The organism is Janthinobacterium lividum, assembly GCF_011601275.1.
GTDB lineage: Bacteria > Pseudomonadota > Gammaproteobacteria > Burkholderiales > Burkholderiaceae_D > Janthinobacterium > Janthinobacterium lividum_E.
This window is the reverse complement of sequence record NZ_JAAOLY010000011.1, coordinates 140,194-156,693: the sequence shown is the minus strand read 5'-3', so window position 1 is coordinate 156,693 and position 16,500 is coordinate 140,194. Positions and strand designations below refer to the sequence as shown.

Below are 16,500 nucleotides of genomic sequence, written 5' to 3'. Positions count from 1 at the left end.
GGGCCTCCAGGCGGCGTCAGGCAGCGCGGCGGCGTTCATCATCATAATGGAAGGGCAGGCACAACGAAAGTGATCGCTGTGCATGGCAAATGCTGCAAAGCGGCACCGGAATCAATGAAATGGCGGCGATTGGATGCGATAATACCGCTTCTCCAAGCTCGATTGCCTGCCATGCCACAATTTGCTCCGCTCCAGAATGATACTTTCCTGCGCGCTTTGCTGCGCCAGCCGACCGAGCACACGCCTGTCTGGCTGATGCGCCAGGCCGGTCGCTATTTGCCCGAATACCGCGCCACGCGCGAACGGGCAGGCTCTTTCCTGGGCCTGGCAAAGAATCCCGATTACGCCACCGAAGTGACCTTGCAGCCGTTGGAGCGTTTCCCGCTCGACGCGGCGATTCTGTTTTCCGACATCCTGACGGTGCCGGACGCCATGGGCCTGGGCCTGTACTTCGCCGATGGCGAAGGACCGAAATTCGAGCGTCCGCTGCGCACGGAACAGGATGTGAAGGCATTGCAAGTGCCGGACCTGGAGTCGCTCGACTATGTTTTCAAGGCCGTCACGCAAATCCGCACGGAACTCAACGGCCGCGTGCCGCTGATCGGTTTTTCCGGCAGCCCGTGGACCCTGGCGTGCTACATGGTGGAAGGCGGCGGTTCGAAAGAATTCCACACCATCAAGAAGATGCTGTACAACCGCCCGGACCTGATGCACCACATCCTGGCCATCAACGCCACTTCCGTGGCGCAATACCTGAATGCGCAAATCGATGCTGGCGCGCAAGCCGTGATGATTTTCGATTCCTGGGGCGGTGCGCTGGCCGACGGCGCCTACCAGGAATTCTCGCTGGCCTACATGCAGCAAGTGGTGGCGCAGCTGAAACGCGACAAGGATGGCGTCAAGATTCCCGCCATCGTGTTTACCAAGGGCGGCGGCCAGTGGATCGAGCAGATCGCCGACATCGGCGCCGATGCCGTGGGCCTGGACTGGACCGTCAACCTGACGCGCGCGCGCCAGCTGGTGGGCCATAAAGTGGGCTTGCAGGGCAACCTCGACCCGGCCATCCTGTTCGCCAGCCCGGATCAGATCCGCGCCGAAGTGGCGAAAGTGCTCAACGCCTTCGGCGCGCCATCGGCCGGCACGGGCCACGTGTTCAACCTGGGCCATGGCATTTCCCAGTTCACGCCGCCGGAATCCGTGGAAGCCATGGTGGAAGCCGTGCACAGCATGAGCCGCGCCATGCGCAGCGGCCAGTAAGCATTCGTTTTCCCCTGGCGCAGGGGCAGAAAAGGCAGGCTTTCCAGCGGAAGCCTGCCTTTTTCTTTGCTGCGCCTTAGCAAGAAATACCGACTTATGCACATTTTTTTTTGCTGCGGAAATAAGAGGCAGTGTCAAAGCCATGCCCGGGGACGCTTCGCAAGTACTTGATTATTAAGACATAAAAAATCCATTGTTCGGCGGACTTTGTTGCTATTGATAAGGTTATTCTTTCGTTCGCCTTCCTTATTCCTTCATTGTCCACAAAGTTATCAACAGATTCTGTGGATAAAATTGAAAAGTATTTTGTTAACCGATACTTAGCGCCGATGTTCAGGTTTCACGTGAAGTGTATGTTGCACTGCATGATAATTGAACAATGTTTCGCCGGCCGGCAGATAAAAACGAACGCTTGCCCGGCAATTGTCAACTTTGCCGCATGCCGCCCCCGTTTTTCCCGCTCGGACGCCTCAAAATGGTGCTGATTTCTGTATAAATACATTACAAATGGTTCAGTTATGCACAGCGGCGGGAATGTCCTGCCGATTTCCAGCCTCGCGGGCGTCAATTTTTAAGTCATTGATTTTAAAAGGTTAATTTTTCTTTCGTGCCGCTCTTGACGGCGATCGAAATTTTCTGTCCACATTTTTCTGAAAGTTAATTTTGCTTTGTCCACAAAGTTATCCACAGAATTTTCTTCAGGCACGATGACATGCTGTCCTGTTCGCCGTTAGGCGTTTGATGGACGAAACAAGTATCATGGCCCGCTGGCTTGATGCCTGACATTCCGCGCGCCATCGATCCTGCGGCGCGCTTTTTTATTGAGATAGGCCCACCCCCCATGTCGCAGTGCATTTTGACGTCGTGCATCCTGAAAATCGCGCTCGACACGCCCTTGAACGCCCTGTTCGACTACCGCTGGAACGCGGTGGCCGATGCCGGCGCAGAGGCCGCCGCACCGCTGCCGCAAGTGGGGCAGCTGGCGCTGGTGCCGTTCGGCCGGCGCGAAGTGATGGGGCTGATCGTCGGCGTGTCCGACAGCACCGACGTGCCCGCCGCGAAATTGAAGGACGTTCTGGCCGTGCGCAGCCAGTTGGCCCCGCTGTCGGAACAGTGGCTGGCGCTGGCCGCCTTTGCCGCCGATTACTACCAGCGCCCGCTCGGTGAAGTGGCCCTGCCGGGTCTGCCGAAGAATTTGCGCGTGCTCACCACCGTGGCGCTGGACCGCGCCATCAAGAAGCTGGCCAAGCTGGCCGATGCGCACGACGGCACGCCGCTGAACATGCCGGCCCTGAATGCCGCCCAGCAAGAAGCGGCAGACGCCATCGGCGGCGCCCAGGGTTTCAAGCCCACCTTGCTGTACGGCGTGACGGGTAGCGGCAAGACGGAAGTGTATCTGCAAGCCTGCGCCCAGGTGCTGGCGCGCGAGGACGATGCGCAAATCCTGATTCTGGTGCCGGAAATCAACCTCACGCCCCAGCTGGAAGGCAATATCCGCGCGCGCTTTCCCGGCGTCATGCTGGCCACCTTGCACAGCAGCCTGTCCGAAGGCGAGCGCATGCTGCACTGGCTGGCTGCCCACCAGGGCCAGGCGCGCATCGTGCTTGGCACGCGACTGGCCATCCTGGCCTCCTTGCCGAAGCTCAAACTGATCGTCATCGACGAGGAACACGATCCTTCCTACAAGCAGCAGGAAGGCTTGCGCTATTCGGCGCGCGACCTGGCCGTGTGGCGCGCCTGGCAATTACAGATTCCCATCGTGCTCGGTTCGGCCACGCCGTCGCTGGAAAGCTGGCACCACGCACAGACGGGGCGCTACCGCAAGCTGGAATTGCGCGAACGGGCCGTCAAGAATGCGGTGTTGCCGCGCGTCAAGATACTCGACATGGAGCGCGACAAGCCGAAAGATGGGCTGACTTCGCATCTGGTAGCCGCCTTGAAACTGCGCATGGAGCGCGGCGAGCAGTCGCTGCTGTTCCTGAACCGGCGCGGCTATTCCCCCGTGATCTGCTGCGAATCGTGCGGCTGGATCAGCAATTGCACGCGCTGCACCTCGTTCATGGTGCTGCACAAGCCCGAACACCGCCTGCGCTGCCACCATTGCAGCCTGGAGTTGCGCATTCCCCGCCATTGCCCCACGTGCGGCAACGTCGACTTGCAGCCGCTGGGCCGCGGTACGCAAAGGGTGGAAGAGGGCTTGCAGCAATTGTTTCCCGAGGCGCGTATCTTGCGCATCGACGCCGATTCCACGCGCAAGAAGGGCAGCGCGCAGGAGGCGTTCGACACCGTGCACCGGGGCGAAGTGGATATTCTGATCGGCACGCAGATGGTGGCCAAGGGCCACGATTTCAAAAAGCTGACCCTGGTCGGCATTTTGAATCCGGACACAGCCCTGTTTTCGCAGGATTACCGGGCCAGCGAACGGCTGTTCGCGCAATTGATGCAGGTGGCGGGCCGGGCCGGACGGGCCGCGCAGACGGAAGGTGGCAGCGTTTCCGAGGTGCTGATCCAGACGCGCTATGCGCGCCATCCGCTGTACGACGCCGTCGTCAACCACGATTACGACCACTTCGCCACGACCTTGCTGGAAGAGCGGGCGCAAGCGGCGCTGCCGCCGTACCTGTTCCAGGCCCTGCTGCGCGCCGAAGCGCCCGAGCTGGCCACGGCCATCGAATTCCTGCAGGCGGCGAAAGAATGCATGGAACACCCGCAGGTGACCATCAATGACCCGATTCCCATGAGCATGACGCGCGTCTACAACGTGGACCGCGCCCAGCTGCTGCTCGAATCGAGCTCGCGGCCGGCGCTGCAGGCGTTCCTGAAGGAATGGCTCACTGCATTGCGCGCCATGAAGACGCGCGTGAAATGGTCGCTGGAAGTGGACCCGCTCGATATTTGAATTACTGCAGGTAATCGCGGGCGGACTTGACGATCTGCTCGGACAGCAGCTTGGTAAACGGCGTGTCCAGGGTCCAGGCGTGCCAGCTCAGCGGCACGTCCAGGGTGCTGCCCGGCATCAGATCGACCAGTCTTTCCGTCGCCAGCGCTGGCGCGGCCAGGCGCTGCGGCATCAGGCCGTAGGCCAGGCCATCCTGGACGCAGCCGCGGCGCGCTGCTTCCACCGGTAAAGTATGGTGCGGAAACGGTTCGCGCATGCTCAATTGTTCAGCGAGGAAACGCGCCAGCAAGCTGTGCTGGCCCACGACGGCGGGCGCCAGTTGGACCGCCTCGGCAATAAAACCATCACCGAACCAGTGCCCGGCAAACACGGGTGTTGCCACGCAGACATAGCGCAAGGTACCCAGCGGCGTGACGCTGGTGGCGGCCGCCGCGTCGATGGCCGTGCCGGATTCGGCTGCCACGCAGCCAAACACGGAGCCGTCGCGCACCATCTGCAAGGCGCCGTCGCTGTCGGCCAGGCGCACGTCGAGCTGGCAGCGCGGCGGCGCCAGCAGGGCGGACAAGGTGCCGGGGAACCACGTGGCCAGGCTGTCGGCATCGATGGCGATGGCGATTTCCGGCATGCTGACGCTATTGCCCAGGTCGATGTCGAGCGATGCTTCCATCAGCTTGACGTTGCGGTGATGCACGATCAGGCGCTGGCCCAGGCCCGTCGGCACGGCGGGCTGGCCACGGATGATCAGCAATCGCCCGCTGGCGTCTTCCAGCGCCTTGATGCGCTGCGAGACGGCCGACTGGGTGATGCCCAGCGCCAGGGCGGCCTTGTCGAAACTGCCATGGCTGGCCACGGCGTCCAGCACGGCCAGCGCGCGATAATCGAGTGATCCCATTAGCTCAGCTTATAAATTTTGAAAATGATTAGTTATACTAATGCATATATTGCTGCAAAGTAAAACCTTATTTTTGGCAAACGGGTAGTATCGAACGCTATGAGCAACCTCAATGAGATGGATAGCACCATGAAGACGATACAAGTGGATGTGGCCGTGATCGGCAGCGGTACGGCCGGCATGACGGCGCACAGGGCGGCGCGCATGCAGGGCAAGCGCGTGCTGATGATCGAAAGCGGGCCGTACGGCACGACCTGCGCCAGGGTGGGCTGCATGCCCAGCAAACTCTTGATCGCAGCGGCCGAGGCGGCCCATGCCGTGGCCGCCGCGCCCGGTTTCGGCGTGCATCCGGGGCCCGTGCGCATCGATGGCCGGCAAGTGATGGCCAGGGTGCGCAGCGAGCGCGACCGCTTTGTCGGCTTCGTGCTCGACGGCGTCAACGCCATCCCCGACGAAGAGAAACTGCGCGGCCATGCACGTTTCATCGGACCAGGCAAGCTGCAGGTGGATGAGCATACGATCGTCGAAGCCACCAGCGTGGTGATCGCCACCGGTTCCACGCCCATCGTGCCGCCCGAGTGGCAAGCGGCGGGCGAGCGTCTCATCACCAGCGATGCCGTGTTCGAGTGGACGGATTTGCCCAGCTCCGTGGCCGTGGTCGGCAGCGGCGTCATCGGCCTGGAACTGGGCCAGGCGCTGACGCGGCTGGGCGTGCGCGTGACTCTGTTTGCGCGCGGCAATAAAGTCGCGCAGCTGACGGATCCGCTGGTGCTGCGCGAGGCGGACGCCGTGCTGGCGCGCGAACTCGATATCCGTTTCATGACCAAGGTCGCGCGCATGGAAAAAACCGTCGATGGCAGCGGCATCCTGCTGACCAGTAGCGATGACGCCGGCGTGGAAAAAACCGAGCAGTTCGAATATGTGCTGGCCGCCATCGGCCGCGCACCGAACGTGGACAAGATCGGCCTGGAAACGGCGCAAATCGAGCTCGACCGCCATGGCATTCCCCTGCATGACCCGCACACCATGCAATGCGGCAAGAGCGCCATCTTCATCGCCGGCGATGCCGACAACGAACTACCGCTGCTGCCCGAAGCGGCCGACGAGGGCCGCATCGCGGGCGACAACGCGGCGCACTTTCCCAATGTGAAGCCGGGCTTGCGCCGGACGCCCTTGACGATCGCCTTCACGGAGCCGCAGATCGCCACCCTGGGCGCCACGTACCAGCAATTGTGCGTGAGCCACGCGGGCCGCTTTGCCGTGGGTGCCGTGTCGTTCGGCAACCAGGGCCGCAGCCGCGTGATGCTGCAAAACCAGGGCTTGCTGCGCGTGTATGCGGAGTTCGGCAGCAAGCGTTTTCTCGGCGCCGAGCTGATCGGTCCACGGGCGGAACACCTGGGCCATTTGTTGGCCTGGGCGTGCCAGGCCCAGTTGACGGTGCCGGCCATGCTCGACATGCCGTTTTACCACCCCGTCATCGAGGAAGGCGTGCGCACGGCCTTGCGCGAACTGGCGTTGCACCTGGAAAAAGACCCGGAACATGCGCCCGGCTGCGCTGATTGCACACCGGGACCTTGAAGGCAACTTTATGATTTACATAATTTTGTAGACAAGCTCACATGATTGCGCGATCATCGCTGCCACATTGAAATATTGATTAAAAGCAAAAAACATTTCAATTGGCACATGCCGCCCATGCCGCAATGGTAAAAAGGGCAGCGGCTGGCGATGACACGGAGACGATGTGAAAATTCGGCGCATTTACGCGGGAGAACTCGCCCTGGGCGTGGCCCTGCCTTGGGACGTGCATGGCGAAACGGGCAGCTTGCTGGCCAGGCTGGGCCATGTCATCAGCAGCGAGAACCAGATCGCATTGCTGCTGGCGCGCGGCGTCATCGCCGATACCAGTGCCGAGGTGCCGCGCACGGCCACGGAAGCGCCGTCGGCGCTGCGCATGCTGAACCTTGTCACGGCTGGACTGGCCCTCGTCTTGCCGGCCATTGTCGCCGGGCAGGCGGGCAGCCATGCATCCCTCGCGCCGCTGGCGCAGCTGGTGGAAGAGGCCGTTGTTCTGGACGCCGACGTGGCGCAGGCCTGCATTTTGCACAACCAGGGCGCGGGCGACTTTGCCGTGCGCCACAGCGTCGACACGGCCGTCATCACGGCCTTGCTGGCGCGCGCCCTGAAGCTCGATGACGGCGTGATCCGCAGTGTGGTGCTGGCCGCGCTGAGCATGAATGTGGGCATGCTGGAACGCCACGCCCATTTCCAGCACAAGGCGGGGCCGCTGGACGCGCAGGAACGCGCCTATTTGCGGGCCCATCCGCAAGCGGGTGTCGAATTGCTGCGCGCGGCGGGTGTGACGGACGCCGTCTGGCTGCAAGCCGTGCTGCAGCACCATGAAAATATCGATGGCAGCGGCTATCCGCTGGGTACGCAAGGCGAGGCGATCGGCATCGGTGCGCGCCTGATCATGCTGGCCGACCGCTATTGCGCGCGCGTATCGAAGCGCAGCTACCGCCAGCCCTTGCTGCCGAACGTGGCCCTGCGCGAAATGCTGATGGCCGACAAGGCTACCCTGGATGCGCCGCTGGCGTCCCTGCTGGTGCGCGAGCTGGGCATCTACCCGGTCGGCACCTTCGTAAAACTGTTGAATGGGGAGGTCGGCGTCGTCACGCGCAAGGGACTGAATGCCGCCACGCCCCATGTGCAGTCGCTGGTCGGCCCCCGCGGCGCGCGCCTGGACGTGCCGCTGCGGCGCGATACGCGCGTGGACTTGCATGCGATTCGCGAAGTGCTGAGCGCCGAGCAGGCGGGCTTGCAGTTTCGCCCCGATCAGCTGTTGGGGCGCAGCGCGCGGGTTTGATTTAGTTCAGCAGACCCGCGTCGAGCCGTCCCTCGAGCGCCAGCTCGCGCATGATGCGCACCGTGTCGATGTCGGACTCCTTGTAGGCCGAGCGGCGGAAGTCGTCGTACAGGGCGTTGGCCGCATCGGTGGCCGCGTCGTGGCCGTCGTCGTACTGGAAGCGCACCCACATGCTCGCTTCGTCGGGCATTTCGATGGTCATCACCAATGAGGAGGCGCTGATATCCTGTTGCGCCGGCACTTCGTAGCGCACCTGCAGTTGCGGTATCAGCACCACCTTGTCGTTGATGACCAGTTCGCCATAGCGCAGGCTGCGCGCGAAACCGGCATCGCTGCGCTCGCTGATCTGGCACTCGTCGAGGTGCGGCACGAACAGTTTCGGCGACTCGGCGCGCAAGACCAGGCCGCGCCAGACTTGTTCCAGGGTCAAGGTGTCGATTAGCGGGTTCAAGGGATCGTTGATTTCAATCAGGTGTTCAAATTTCATGGGACTGCCATTCGGTAAGTGGATGCGCACGGGCGATATAGGCGGAATGGTACTCCAGGCGTGGCATCGCCGCACGCATTGAATCGGCCAAGATGGCGGCATATGGCGATATATCAATGCCATTGCCTGTTTTTCGGGCAGGGTCCGCCATGCAAATAGCCTGCGCGACGCTGTTACAATGGGCTGCTGTTCCCTGCGGAAATACCCTGATGTCCAAAGCACCACAGTTCGGTCTGAATGCGCCCCAAAGCGAAGCGGTTACCTACCTCGACGGCCCTTGCCTCGTGCTGGCGGGCGCCGGTTCGGGCAAGACGCGCGTGATCACGCAAAAGATCGCCCATCTGATCGAAGACCGGGGCTATGACCCGCGCACCATCGCCGCGCTGACGTTCACCAACAAGGCGGCGCTGGAAATGCAGGAACGTATCGCCAAGCTGTTGAAACAGCCGCGCCAGGCCAAGCAGTTGACGGTCTCGACTTTCCACTCGCTGGGCGTGAAAATCCTGCGCCAGGAAGCCAATGGCGTGGGCTTGAAGGACCGCTTTTCCATCATGGACAGCGACGACTGCTTTTCCCTCGTGCAAGATCTTGCCATTACCACCGATAAACAGGTCATACGCGGCATCCAGAATGCCATGTCCCTGTGGAAAAATGGCCTGATCGATCCGGACATGGCCCTGGCGCAAGCCAAGGATGAGGACGAAGCGAACGCGGCGCGCATCTACCGCAGCTATGTGGCCACCTTGTCCGCCTACCAGGCCGTCGATTTCGACGATCTGATCCGCCTGCCCGTGGAACTGTTCCGCAACAACGGGCCCGTGCGCGACAAGTGGCAGCGCCGCCTGCGCTACCTGCTCGTCGATGAATACCAGGATACGAACACCTGCCAGTACGAACTGGTGAAACTGATGGTGACGGGCATCGGCAAGAAGCCGATGTTTACGGCCGTGGGCGACGACGACCAGGCGATTTACGCGTGGCGCGGCGCCACCGTGGAAAACCTGAAAACCCTGGAGACGGATTTCCCCGATTTGCGCGTGATCAAGCTGGAGCAGAATTACCGCTCCACCATGCGCGTGCTGAACGCCGCCAATGCCGTCATCGGCAACAATCCTAAACTGTTTGAAAAGTCGCTGTGGTCGGAACACGGCCTGGGCGAGCCGATCAAGGTGCTGGGCATGCAGACGGACGAGCAGGAGGCGGAACAGGTCGCCATCATGATCTCGGCCGACCATTTTGAACGCAAGAACAAATTTTCCGATTACGCGATTTTGTACCGGGGCAATCACCAGGCGCGCATCATCGAGCAGTGCTTGCGCAAGGAACGCATCCCGTACACGATCTCGGGCGGCCAGAGCTTCTTCGACAAGGCCGAGATCAAGGACATCATCAGCTATCTGCGTTTGCTGGCGAACGAAGACGACGACCCGGCCTTCATCCGCGCCGTGACGACGCCGCGCCGTGGCGTGGGCCAGTCGACTCTGGAGGTGCTCGGTGCGTTCTCGGGGCAGTGGCAGTGCTCGCTGTTCCAGGCCGTCTTCAAGGGCGGCATCGAGGCCAAGCTGACGGACCGCCAGCTGGGGCCGCTGCGCGACTTCTGCAACTTCATCAACGACCTCGAATCGCGCGCCAGCCGTCCCGGCGCGGCCGGCAGCGGCGACAACGCGGCCGAAGTGCTGGACGACATGATGAAGGAAATCCACTACGAATCGTATCTGTACGATGCTTTCGAGGAACGCCAAGCGCAAAGCAAGTGGCAGAACGTGCTGGAATTCGTCAACTGGCTCAAGGAACGGGGCCGGGGTGGCAAGGACCGCGACGGCGAAGAAAAGAACGTGCTGGAATTGACGCAGATGGTGGCCTTGATGACCATGCTCGAGGGCAAGGACGAGGAGCAGGACGCCGTGCGCATGTCGACCCTGCACGCGTCGAAAGGCCTCGAGTTTCCGCACGTGTTTCTGGTCGGTGTGGAAGAAGGCATCTTGCCGCACAAGGGCGATCCTGACGCGCCGGCCGAAACCATCGCCGCGCGCATCCAGGAAGAGCGGCGCTTGATGTACGTGGGCATCACGCGGGCGCAGCGCACCTTGCACATCACGTGGTGCAAGAAGCGCAAGCGGGCCGGCGAGCAAGTCCATTGCGACCCGTCGCGCTTCATCAAGGAAATGGAACTCGACGTGGGCGACGCCGTGCCGACGGAGGCGGAAGTGATTTCGCCGAAAGAACGCCTGGCGCGCATGAAGGCCTTGCTGGCTGCGCCGAAAGTTTAACTAAAGAACGTTCACGCTTCCACGGCGCCGTCGGGCGTGGTTTTCGGTACGATGGCCAGCTGCATGCCTAGCGCATCGAGCATTTTTAAAATGGTTTCAAAGCGTGGCTTGCTGCCTTCGCGCAAGGCTTTATACGCGCCTTCGCGCGTGATGTCGGCCCGGGCCGCCACCTTGCCCATGCCGTAGGCGCGCACCACGTCATTCATGGCGGACTGGAACAGCTCGGCATTGCCGGTGGCGACGATTTCGCTCATGTAGGCGGCCACGGCTTCCTTGCTGGTCAGGTGTTGCGTCGGATCAAATTTGCTCAATCCCAGTGCGTCGAGGTCGTCGAGGTCGAAGCCGTCAGCGTCAGTATGGTCGTTCATTTTTTTCGTGCTCCTGTCGATGGGCTGGCCGCCGCTTTTTGCTTCCGGATGGCCGCCTGTTGGGCCTTCAATGTTTGCAGTATCGCCTGCGCGTGCTTGATGTCGCGCCGCTGGCTCGACTTGTCGCCACCGAGCAGCAGCAAGATCAGGGTGCCCAGGTTGGTCTCGTGAAAATACACGCGTCAGCCCGGTCCCGTCTGTAAAAAACGCAACTCGCACACGCCTTCGCCCACGGGCCGCCAGTCGCCCTTTTTACCGTGCTGCAAATGCTTGATGCGTGCATCGATGGCGGCGGCCGCCACGTCGTGCAGGGAGTCTTCCCAGCGGCGGTATTCAGCTGTCTTGCGCGTGTCGATCAAGTCAGGCAAAGTGGATACGTCCATTGTAATCGTTTGTTCTCATTCGTCAAGCGGTTTGATTCAGCCATACGGAGAGAATAGGCAGAAATCGGCACCGCTTCCGGAAGAATGCCGCTTGTTTGTCCTGGCTCACGCCGCGACGGCGGTAGAATGCCGCTTTCAGTCAGGAACCACCGAGAGCACCATGGACAATGCAGAACAGATGGAAATACGTTTCGTCGATATCGAAATCAAGCTGGCGCAGCAGGAAGATCTGGTCGAGTCGCTGAACCAGATGGTGTACCAGCAGGGCAAGCGCATCGACCAGCTCGAGGCGATGCTGCACAAGCTGGGCGAACATGTGCGCGACGGGGCGCAGCAGGCAAATGGCGGGCTGGTGAACGAGCGTCCGCCGCATTACTAAATCGGCATCGTGACGCGGGACACATGAAAACCGTTCATCACTGGCGGGCGCGCTACCATCGGTAGTTGCTGGTGACGCAAGTGTTTCAGGCTGTTATTATTTCAGGCTGGCCCGCGACACAATCGCGGCTCTCTTGCGTTTCTTGAAAGAAGACATGACCCGTCCAACAATGCTCGTCATCGCCGCCAGCCTGATGCTGGCGCCAGCCGCCGCTGCTTTTGCCGCCACCGCGGCGCCTGCCACTGCCGCCACCGCGGCGGCAACGCTGCCTGCCTCGAACCCGTTTGCGCAAGCGAGCAGCCTGCCATTCAACTATCCGCCGTTCGACAAGGTGCAGGACGCCGACTATGCGCCCGCCTTTACGGCAGGCATGGCCGCCAATTTGGCGGAAATCAACGCGATTGCGAATAACAAGAAACCAGCCACGTTCGACAACACCATCGTGGCCATGGAGCGCTCGGGCCAGTTGCTGAGCCGTGTACGCACCGTGTTTTCCGTGATGTCCGGCTCGAATACGAATGACACGATCCAGGGCCTGGAACGCGAGCTGGCGCCGAAAATGGCGGCCCATAGCGACGCGATCATGCTCAACGACAAATTGTTCAAGCGCATCGACACCCTGTACGCCAAGCGCGACAAGCTGGGCCTCGATGCTGAATCGAAACGCTTGCTGGAGCGTTACCACACGGACTTCGTGCGCGCCGGCGCCAAGCTGTCGGCGGCGGACAAGGAAAAGCTGCGCGCCTACAACGGCCAGCTCGCTGCCCTGTCGACCAAGTTCGCACAGAACGTGCTGAAGGAATTGAACGCTTCGGCCGTCGTCGTCGATACGCGCGAAGAACTGGACGGCCTGTCGCCTGCCGCCATCGAAGTGGCCGCCGGCCTGGCCAAGAAGCGCGGCCTGGACGGCAAATACGTGATCGCCCTCGTCAACACGACGGGCCAGGCGCCGCTGTCGCTGCTGACCAACCGCGCCTTGCGCGAACGTATCATGGCTGCGTCGCAAGCGCGCGGCAGCCGTGGCGGCGAGTTCGACAACACCCAGGAAGTGCTGGAACTGGCGAAACTGCGGGCCGAACGTGCCGCGCTGATGGGCTACCCGAACTACGCGGCGTATTCGCTGGAAGACCAGACGGCGCACGACACCACCGCCGTGAACGCCCTGCTGGGCGAGTTGGCGAAGCCGGCCGTCGTCAATGCGCGCCGTGAAGCGGACGATATCCAGAAGGTCATCGATGCAGGCAAAGGCGGCTTCAAGGTGGGCGCCGCCGACTGGGCTTTCTATAGCGACAAGGTGCGCGCCGAACGCTACAACTTCGATGAAACGCAATTGAAGCCGTACTTTGAAATGCACAGCGTGCTGACCAAGGGCGTGTTCTTTGCCGCCGGCAAGTTGTACGGTCTCACGTTCAAGCAGCGCACCGATTTGCCCGTCTACAACGCCGACATGCTGGTGTACGACGTTTTCAATGAAGACGGCACGCAGCTGGCCATCTTTACGCTCGACCCTTACGCGCGCAGCAACAAGCGCGGCGGCGCCTGGGCGAATGCCTATGTAGGCCAGTCGACCTTGCTGGGCCGCAAACCCGTCATCGCGAATAACCTGAACATTCCAAAGCCGGAAGCGGGCCAGCCGACCCTGATGACGTTTGACGAAGTCAACACCATGTTCCACGAATTCGGCCATGCGCTGCACGGCATGTTTTCGAACGTGAAATACCCGCGCTTTGCCGGCACCAGCGTGCCGCGCGACTTCGTCGAGTACCCGTCGCAAGTCAATGAAATGTGGGCGCTGTGGCCGGAAGTGCTGCAAAACTATGCCAGGCATTATCAAACGGGCGCGGCGATTCCCGCCGAGCTGCTGGCGAAAGTGACGGCGGCCGACAATTTCAACCAGGGCTACAAAACCACGGAATACCTGGCGTCGGCCCTGCTGGACCAGCGCTGGCACCAGCTGACCCCGGCACAGATCCCCACCGACGTGCTGGCCTTTGAAAAAGCCGCCTTGACGGATGCCGGCGTCGATTTCGCCCCGGCGCCGCCGCGCTACCGCACCACGTATTTCTCGCATGCGTTTGCGGGCGGCTATTCGGCCGGCTACTACGCCTATCTGTGGTCGGAAAAGCTCGATGCCGACACGGTCGAGTGGTTCAAGGAAAACGGCGGCCTGACGCGCAAGAACGGCGACTGGTTCCGTACTAAACTGCTGTCGCGCGGCGGCAGCGCCGATGCGCTCGACATCTACCGCAACTTCCGCGGCCGTGACGCGAAGATCGAGCCGCTGCTGGAACGCCGTGGTTTGAACGGCAAGTAATCCTCGTACCCGTCACCGGCCTGGCCGGTGATGAACATCAGTGGCCGCCAAGCAATGGGCGGCCATTTTTATTTGGGGAATCGCCACGCAGACCGTGGTAAACCGCGCAGTTGGCGTGATGCACCACAGGATCGCCCATGTTGGATGACGCCTGTGTGACAGGCTGCTATGATCTGCCACTGGCCCGCGACGCGATCGCGGTTCTTCCCGCGCTTCCTGAAAGATGTCATGATCCGTCCACAACTGCTCGTCATCGCCGCCAGCGTCATGCTGGCCCACGCCGCTCCGTCCGCCATGGCTGCCGCCACCGCAAAATCGGCGCCCGCCGCTGCCATCAGCGCCCAGAACCCCCTGCTGAAAGCCAGTCCGCTGCCATTCCAGATGCCGCAATTCGGCCTGATCAAGGATGAGCACTATGCCCCGGCGTTTGCCGAAGGCATGAAACGCCAGCTGGCCGAAGTGAACGCCATTGCGAACAATCGCCAGGCACCCACGTTCGAGAACACCATCGTGGCCCTCGAGCGCACGGGGCAGTTGCTGCACCGCGTGCAAAGCATCTTCAGCAACATGACCTCAACCAACACGAACAGCGTGCTGGAAGCGGTGGAAGTGGACGTGTCGCCGAAACTGGCCGCGCATGGCGACGCGATTACCCTCAATCCAAAACTGTTTACCCGCATTGATACCCTGTACGCCAAGCGCGACAAGCTGGGCCTCGATGCCGAATCCCTGCGCCTGCTGGAGCGCTACCACACGGATTTCGTGCGCGCCGGCGCCAAGCTGTCCGATGCGGACAAGGAAAAATTGAAAGCCTACAACGCCGAGCAGGCGGGCCTGGAAACGGCCTTCGCGCAAAACGTGCTGAAGGAAACGAATGCCAAGAGCATCGTCGTCGACACGCGCGCCGAACTGGCCGGCATGACGGACAGCGATATCGACACGGCTGCCGCTGCCGCCAAGGAGCGCGGCTTGACGGGCAAGTTCGTCATCGCCCTCGTGAACACCAGCGGCCAGCCGCCGCTGGCCGTATTGACGGACCGCAGGACGCGCCAGCGCCTGATGGATGCGTCGCTGAACCGGGGCAGCCAGGGCGGCGAGTTCGACAACCGCGCCATCGTATTGAAACTGGCCAAACTGCGCGCCGAACGGGCCACCTTGCTCGGTTACGCCAACTACGCCGCGTACTCGCTGGAAGACCAGACGGCCAAGACGACGACGGCCGTCAATACCCTGCTGTCGGAACTGGCGAAACCGGCCGTCGCCAACGCGCGCCGCGAAGCGGCCGACCTGCAGCAAGTGGTCGATGCGGAAAAGGGCGGTTTCCAGGTGGCAGCGGCCGACTGGGCCATCTACACGGACAAACTGCGCAAGCAACGTTTCAATTTCGATGAAAACGAGCTGAAACCGTACTTGGAACTCAACAGTGTGCTGAACAACGGTGTCTTCTTTGCCGCCAATAAACTGTACGGCATCAGCTTCAAGCAGCGTACTGATCTACCGGTGTACAACCCGGACGTGCGCGTCTACGACGTGCTCGATGCCAACGGCAAGCCGCTGGCCCTGTTCATCGCCGACTTCTATGCGCGCGGCAACAAGCATGGCGGCGCGTGGATGAATGAATACGTGTCGCAGTCGTCGCTGATGGGCACGCATCCGGTGGTCGCGAATCAATTGAATATTCCGAAGCCGCCCGCCGGCCAGCCGACCTTGCTGACCTTCGACGAAGTAACGACCATGTTCCACGAATTCGGCCATGCGCTGCATGGCATGTTTTCGAATGTGAAATATCCGCGCTTTGCCGGCACCAGCGTGCCGAGCGACTTCGTCGAGTATCCATCGCAAGTCAACGAAATGTGGGCCGTCTGGCCGGAAGTGCTGCAGAACTACGCCAAGCACTACCAGAGCGGCGCGGCCATGCCGCAGGAGTTGCTCGACAAGGTCACGGCGGCGAAGAAATTCAACCAGGGTTTCATGACGACGGAATACCTGTCGGCAGCGTTGCTGGACCAGCGTTGGCACCAGCTGGCGCCAAGCCAGATCCCGACCGACGTGCTGGCCTTTGAGGCGGCGTCGCTGAAAGACGCTGGCGTCGATTACGCGCCCGTGCCGCCGCGCTACCGCACCAGCTACTTCTCGCACAGCTTCTCGGGCGGCTACTCGGCGGCGTATTACGCCTACCTGTGGTCGGAAAAGCTGGATGCGGAATCGGTTAACTGGTTCAAGGAAAACGGCGGCCTGACGCGCAAGAATGGCGACTGGTTCCGCAGCAAATTGTTGTCGCGCGGCGGCAGCGTCGATGCGCTGCAACTGTTCCGTGATTTCCGCGGCCGCGACGCCACCGTGGAACCGCTGCTGGAACGCCGCGGCTTGAACGCCAAGTAAGAC

Annotated in this window: 13 protein-coding genes; 8 read left to right on the top strand and 5 right to left on the bottom strand. The window is 61.7% G+C overall.

Features of this window, described 5'->3' with window-relative positions:
- Positions 1-171: 171 nt before the first annotated feature.
- Both hemE and GYK42_RS17825 read left to right on the top strand, forming a co-directional pair.
- Positions 172-1,257 carry a uroporphyrinogen decarboxylase gene (gene hemE / locus GYK42_RS17830; RefSeq protein ID WP_035823084.1) on the top strand — a complete coding sequence of 362 codons (1,086 nt, stop codon included), beginning with the start codon at positions 172-174 and terminating at the stop codon, positions 1,255-1,257.
- 841 nt (positions 1,258-2,098) lie between these two features.
- The gene (locus GYK42_RS17825) at positions 2,099-4,156 is read left to right on the top strand and encodes a primosomal protein N' (protein ID WP_166448578.1); all 2,058 of its coding nucleotides are present in this window, start codon (positions 2,099-2,101) and stop codon (positions 4,154-4,156) included.
- Between the two features lies 1 nt (position 4,157).
- Here the strand turns inward: GYK42_RS17825 and GYK42_RS17820 are convergent, their stop codons facing one another.
- Positions 4,158-5,048, bottom strand: coding sequence for an ArgP/LysG family DNA-binding transcriptional regulator (locus GYK42_RS17820; RefSeq protein WP_166448577.1), 891 nt, complete (start codon positions 5,046-5,048; stop codon positions 4,158-4,160).
- Positions 5,049-5,177: 129 nt separating this feature from the next.
- Here GYK42_RS17820 and GYK42_RS17815 point away from each other — a divergent pair, with 129 nt between their 5' ends.
- Both GYK42_RS17815 and GYK42_RS17810 read left to right on the top strand, forming a co-directional pair.
- Positions 5,178-6,626: a dihydrolipoyl dehydrogenase gene (locus tag GYK42_RS17815; protein ID WP_166448576.1), complete on the top strand. Its 1,449-nt coding sequence runs from the start codon at positions 5,178-5,180 to the stop codon at positions 6,624-6,626.
- Positions 6,627-6,792: 166 nt separating this feature from the next.
- Positions 6,793-7,914 (top strand): HD-GYP domain-containing protein, encoded by a 1,122-nt coding sequence (locus GYK42_RS17810; protein WP_346768111.1) that lies wholly within the window; start codon positions 6,793-6,795, stop codon positions 7,912-7,914.
- A gap of 1 nt (position 7,915) precedes the next feature.
- Here the strand turns inward: GYK42_RS17810 and GYK42_RS17805 are convergent, their stop codons facing one another.
- Entirely contained in the window at positions 7,916-8,401 is a 486-nt protein-coding gene (locus GYK42_RS17805; protein WP_046683204.1) for an SRPBCC family protein, read from the bottom strand.
- Between the two features lie 209 nt (positions 8,402-8,610).
- Here GYK42_RS17805 and GYK42_RS17800 point away from each other — a divergent pair, with 209 nt between their 5' ends.
- Positions 8,611-10,671: a UvrD-helicase domain-containing protein gene (locus GYK42_RS17800; RefSeq protein ID WP_166448575.1), complete on the top strand. Its 2,061-nt coding sequence runs from the start codon at positions 8,611-8,613 to the stop codon at positions 10,669-10,671.
- Positions 10,672-10,682: 11 nt separating this feature from the next.
- Here GYK42_RS17800 and GYK42_RS17795 read toward each other — a convergent pair whose 3' ends face one another.
- The 3 genes from GYK42_RS17795 to GYK42_RS29310 are packed head-to-tail and all read right to left on the bottom strand — an operon-like array spanning position 10,683 to position 11,422.
- Entirely contained in the window at positions 10,683-11,039 is a 357-nt protein-coding gene (locus GYK42_RS17795; protein ID WP_051991466.1) for an addiction module antidote protein, read from the bottom strand.
- A complete protein-coding gene (locus GYK42_RS29315; protein WP_240943642.1) occupies positions 11,036-11,218 on the bottom strand; it encodes a hypothetical protein in 183 nt (60 codons plus the stop codon). Before GYK42_RS29315 ends, GYK42_RS17795 begins: the two co-directional genes overlap by 4 nt.
- 3 nt (positions 11,219-11,221) lie before the next feature.
- Complete coding sequence (locus tag GYK42_RS29310) at positions 11,222-11,422, bottom strand: hypothetical protein (RefSeq protein WP_240943641.1); 201 nt, start codon at positions 11,420-11,422, stop codon at positions 11,222-11,224.
- Positions 11,423-11,582: 160 nt separating this feature from the next.
- On the opposite strand from GYK42_RS29310, the gene GYK42_RS17785 reads away from it, so the two are divergent.
- The 3 genes from GYK42_RS17785 to GYK42_RS17775 all read left to right on the top strand — a co-directional run bounded on the left by GYK42_RS17785 (position 11,583) and on the right by GYK42_RS17775 (position 16,497).
- Entirely contained in the window at positions 11,583-11,801 is a 219-nt protein-coding gene (locus tag GYK42_RS17785; RefSeq protein WP_046683207.1) for a SlyX family protein, read from the top strand.
- A gap of 154 nt (positions 11,802-11,955) precedes the next feature.
- Positions 11,956-14,115, top strand: coding sequence for a M3 family metallopeptidase (locus GYK42_RS17780; protein ID WP_240943640.1), 2,160 nt, complete (start codon positions 11,956-11,958; stop codon positions 14,113-14,115).
- A 228-nt stretch (positions 14,116-14,343) separates the two neighbouring features.
- Positions 14,344-16,497 (top strand): M3 family metallopeptidase, encoded by a 2,154-nt coding sequence (locus GYK42_RS17775; protein WP_166448574.1) that lies wholly within the window; start codon positions 14,344-14,346, stop codon positions 16,495-16,497.
- The last annotated feature ends 3 nt before the right edge of the window (positions 16,498-16,500 follow it).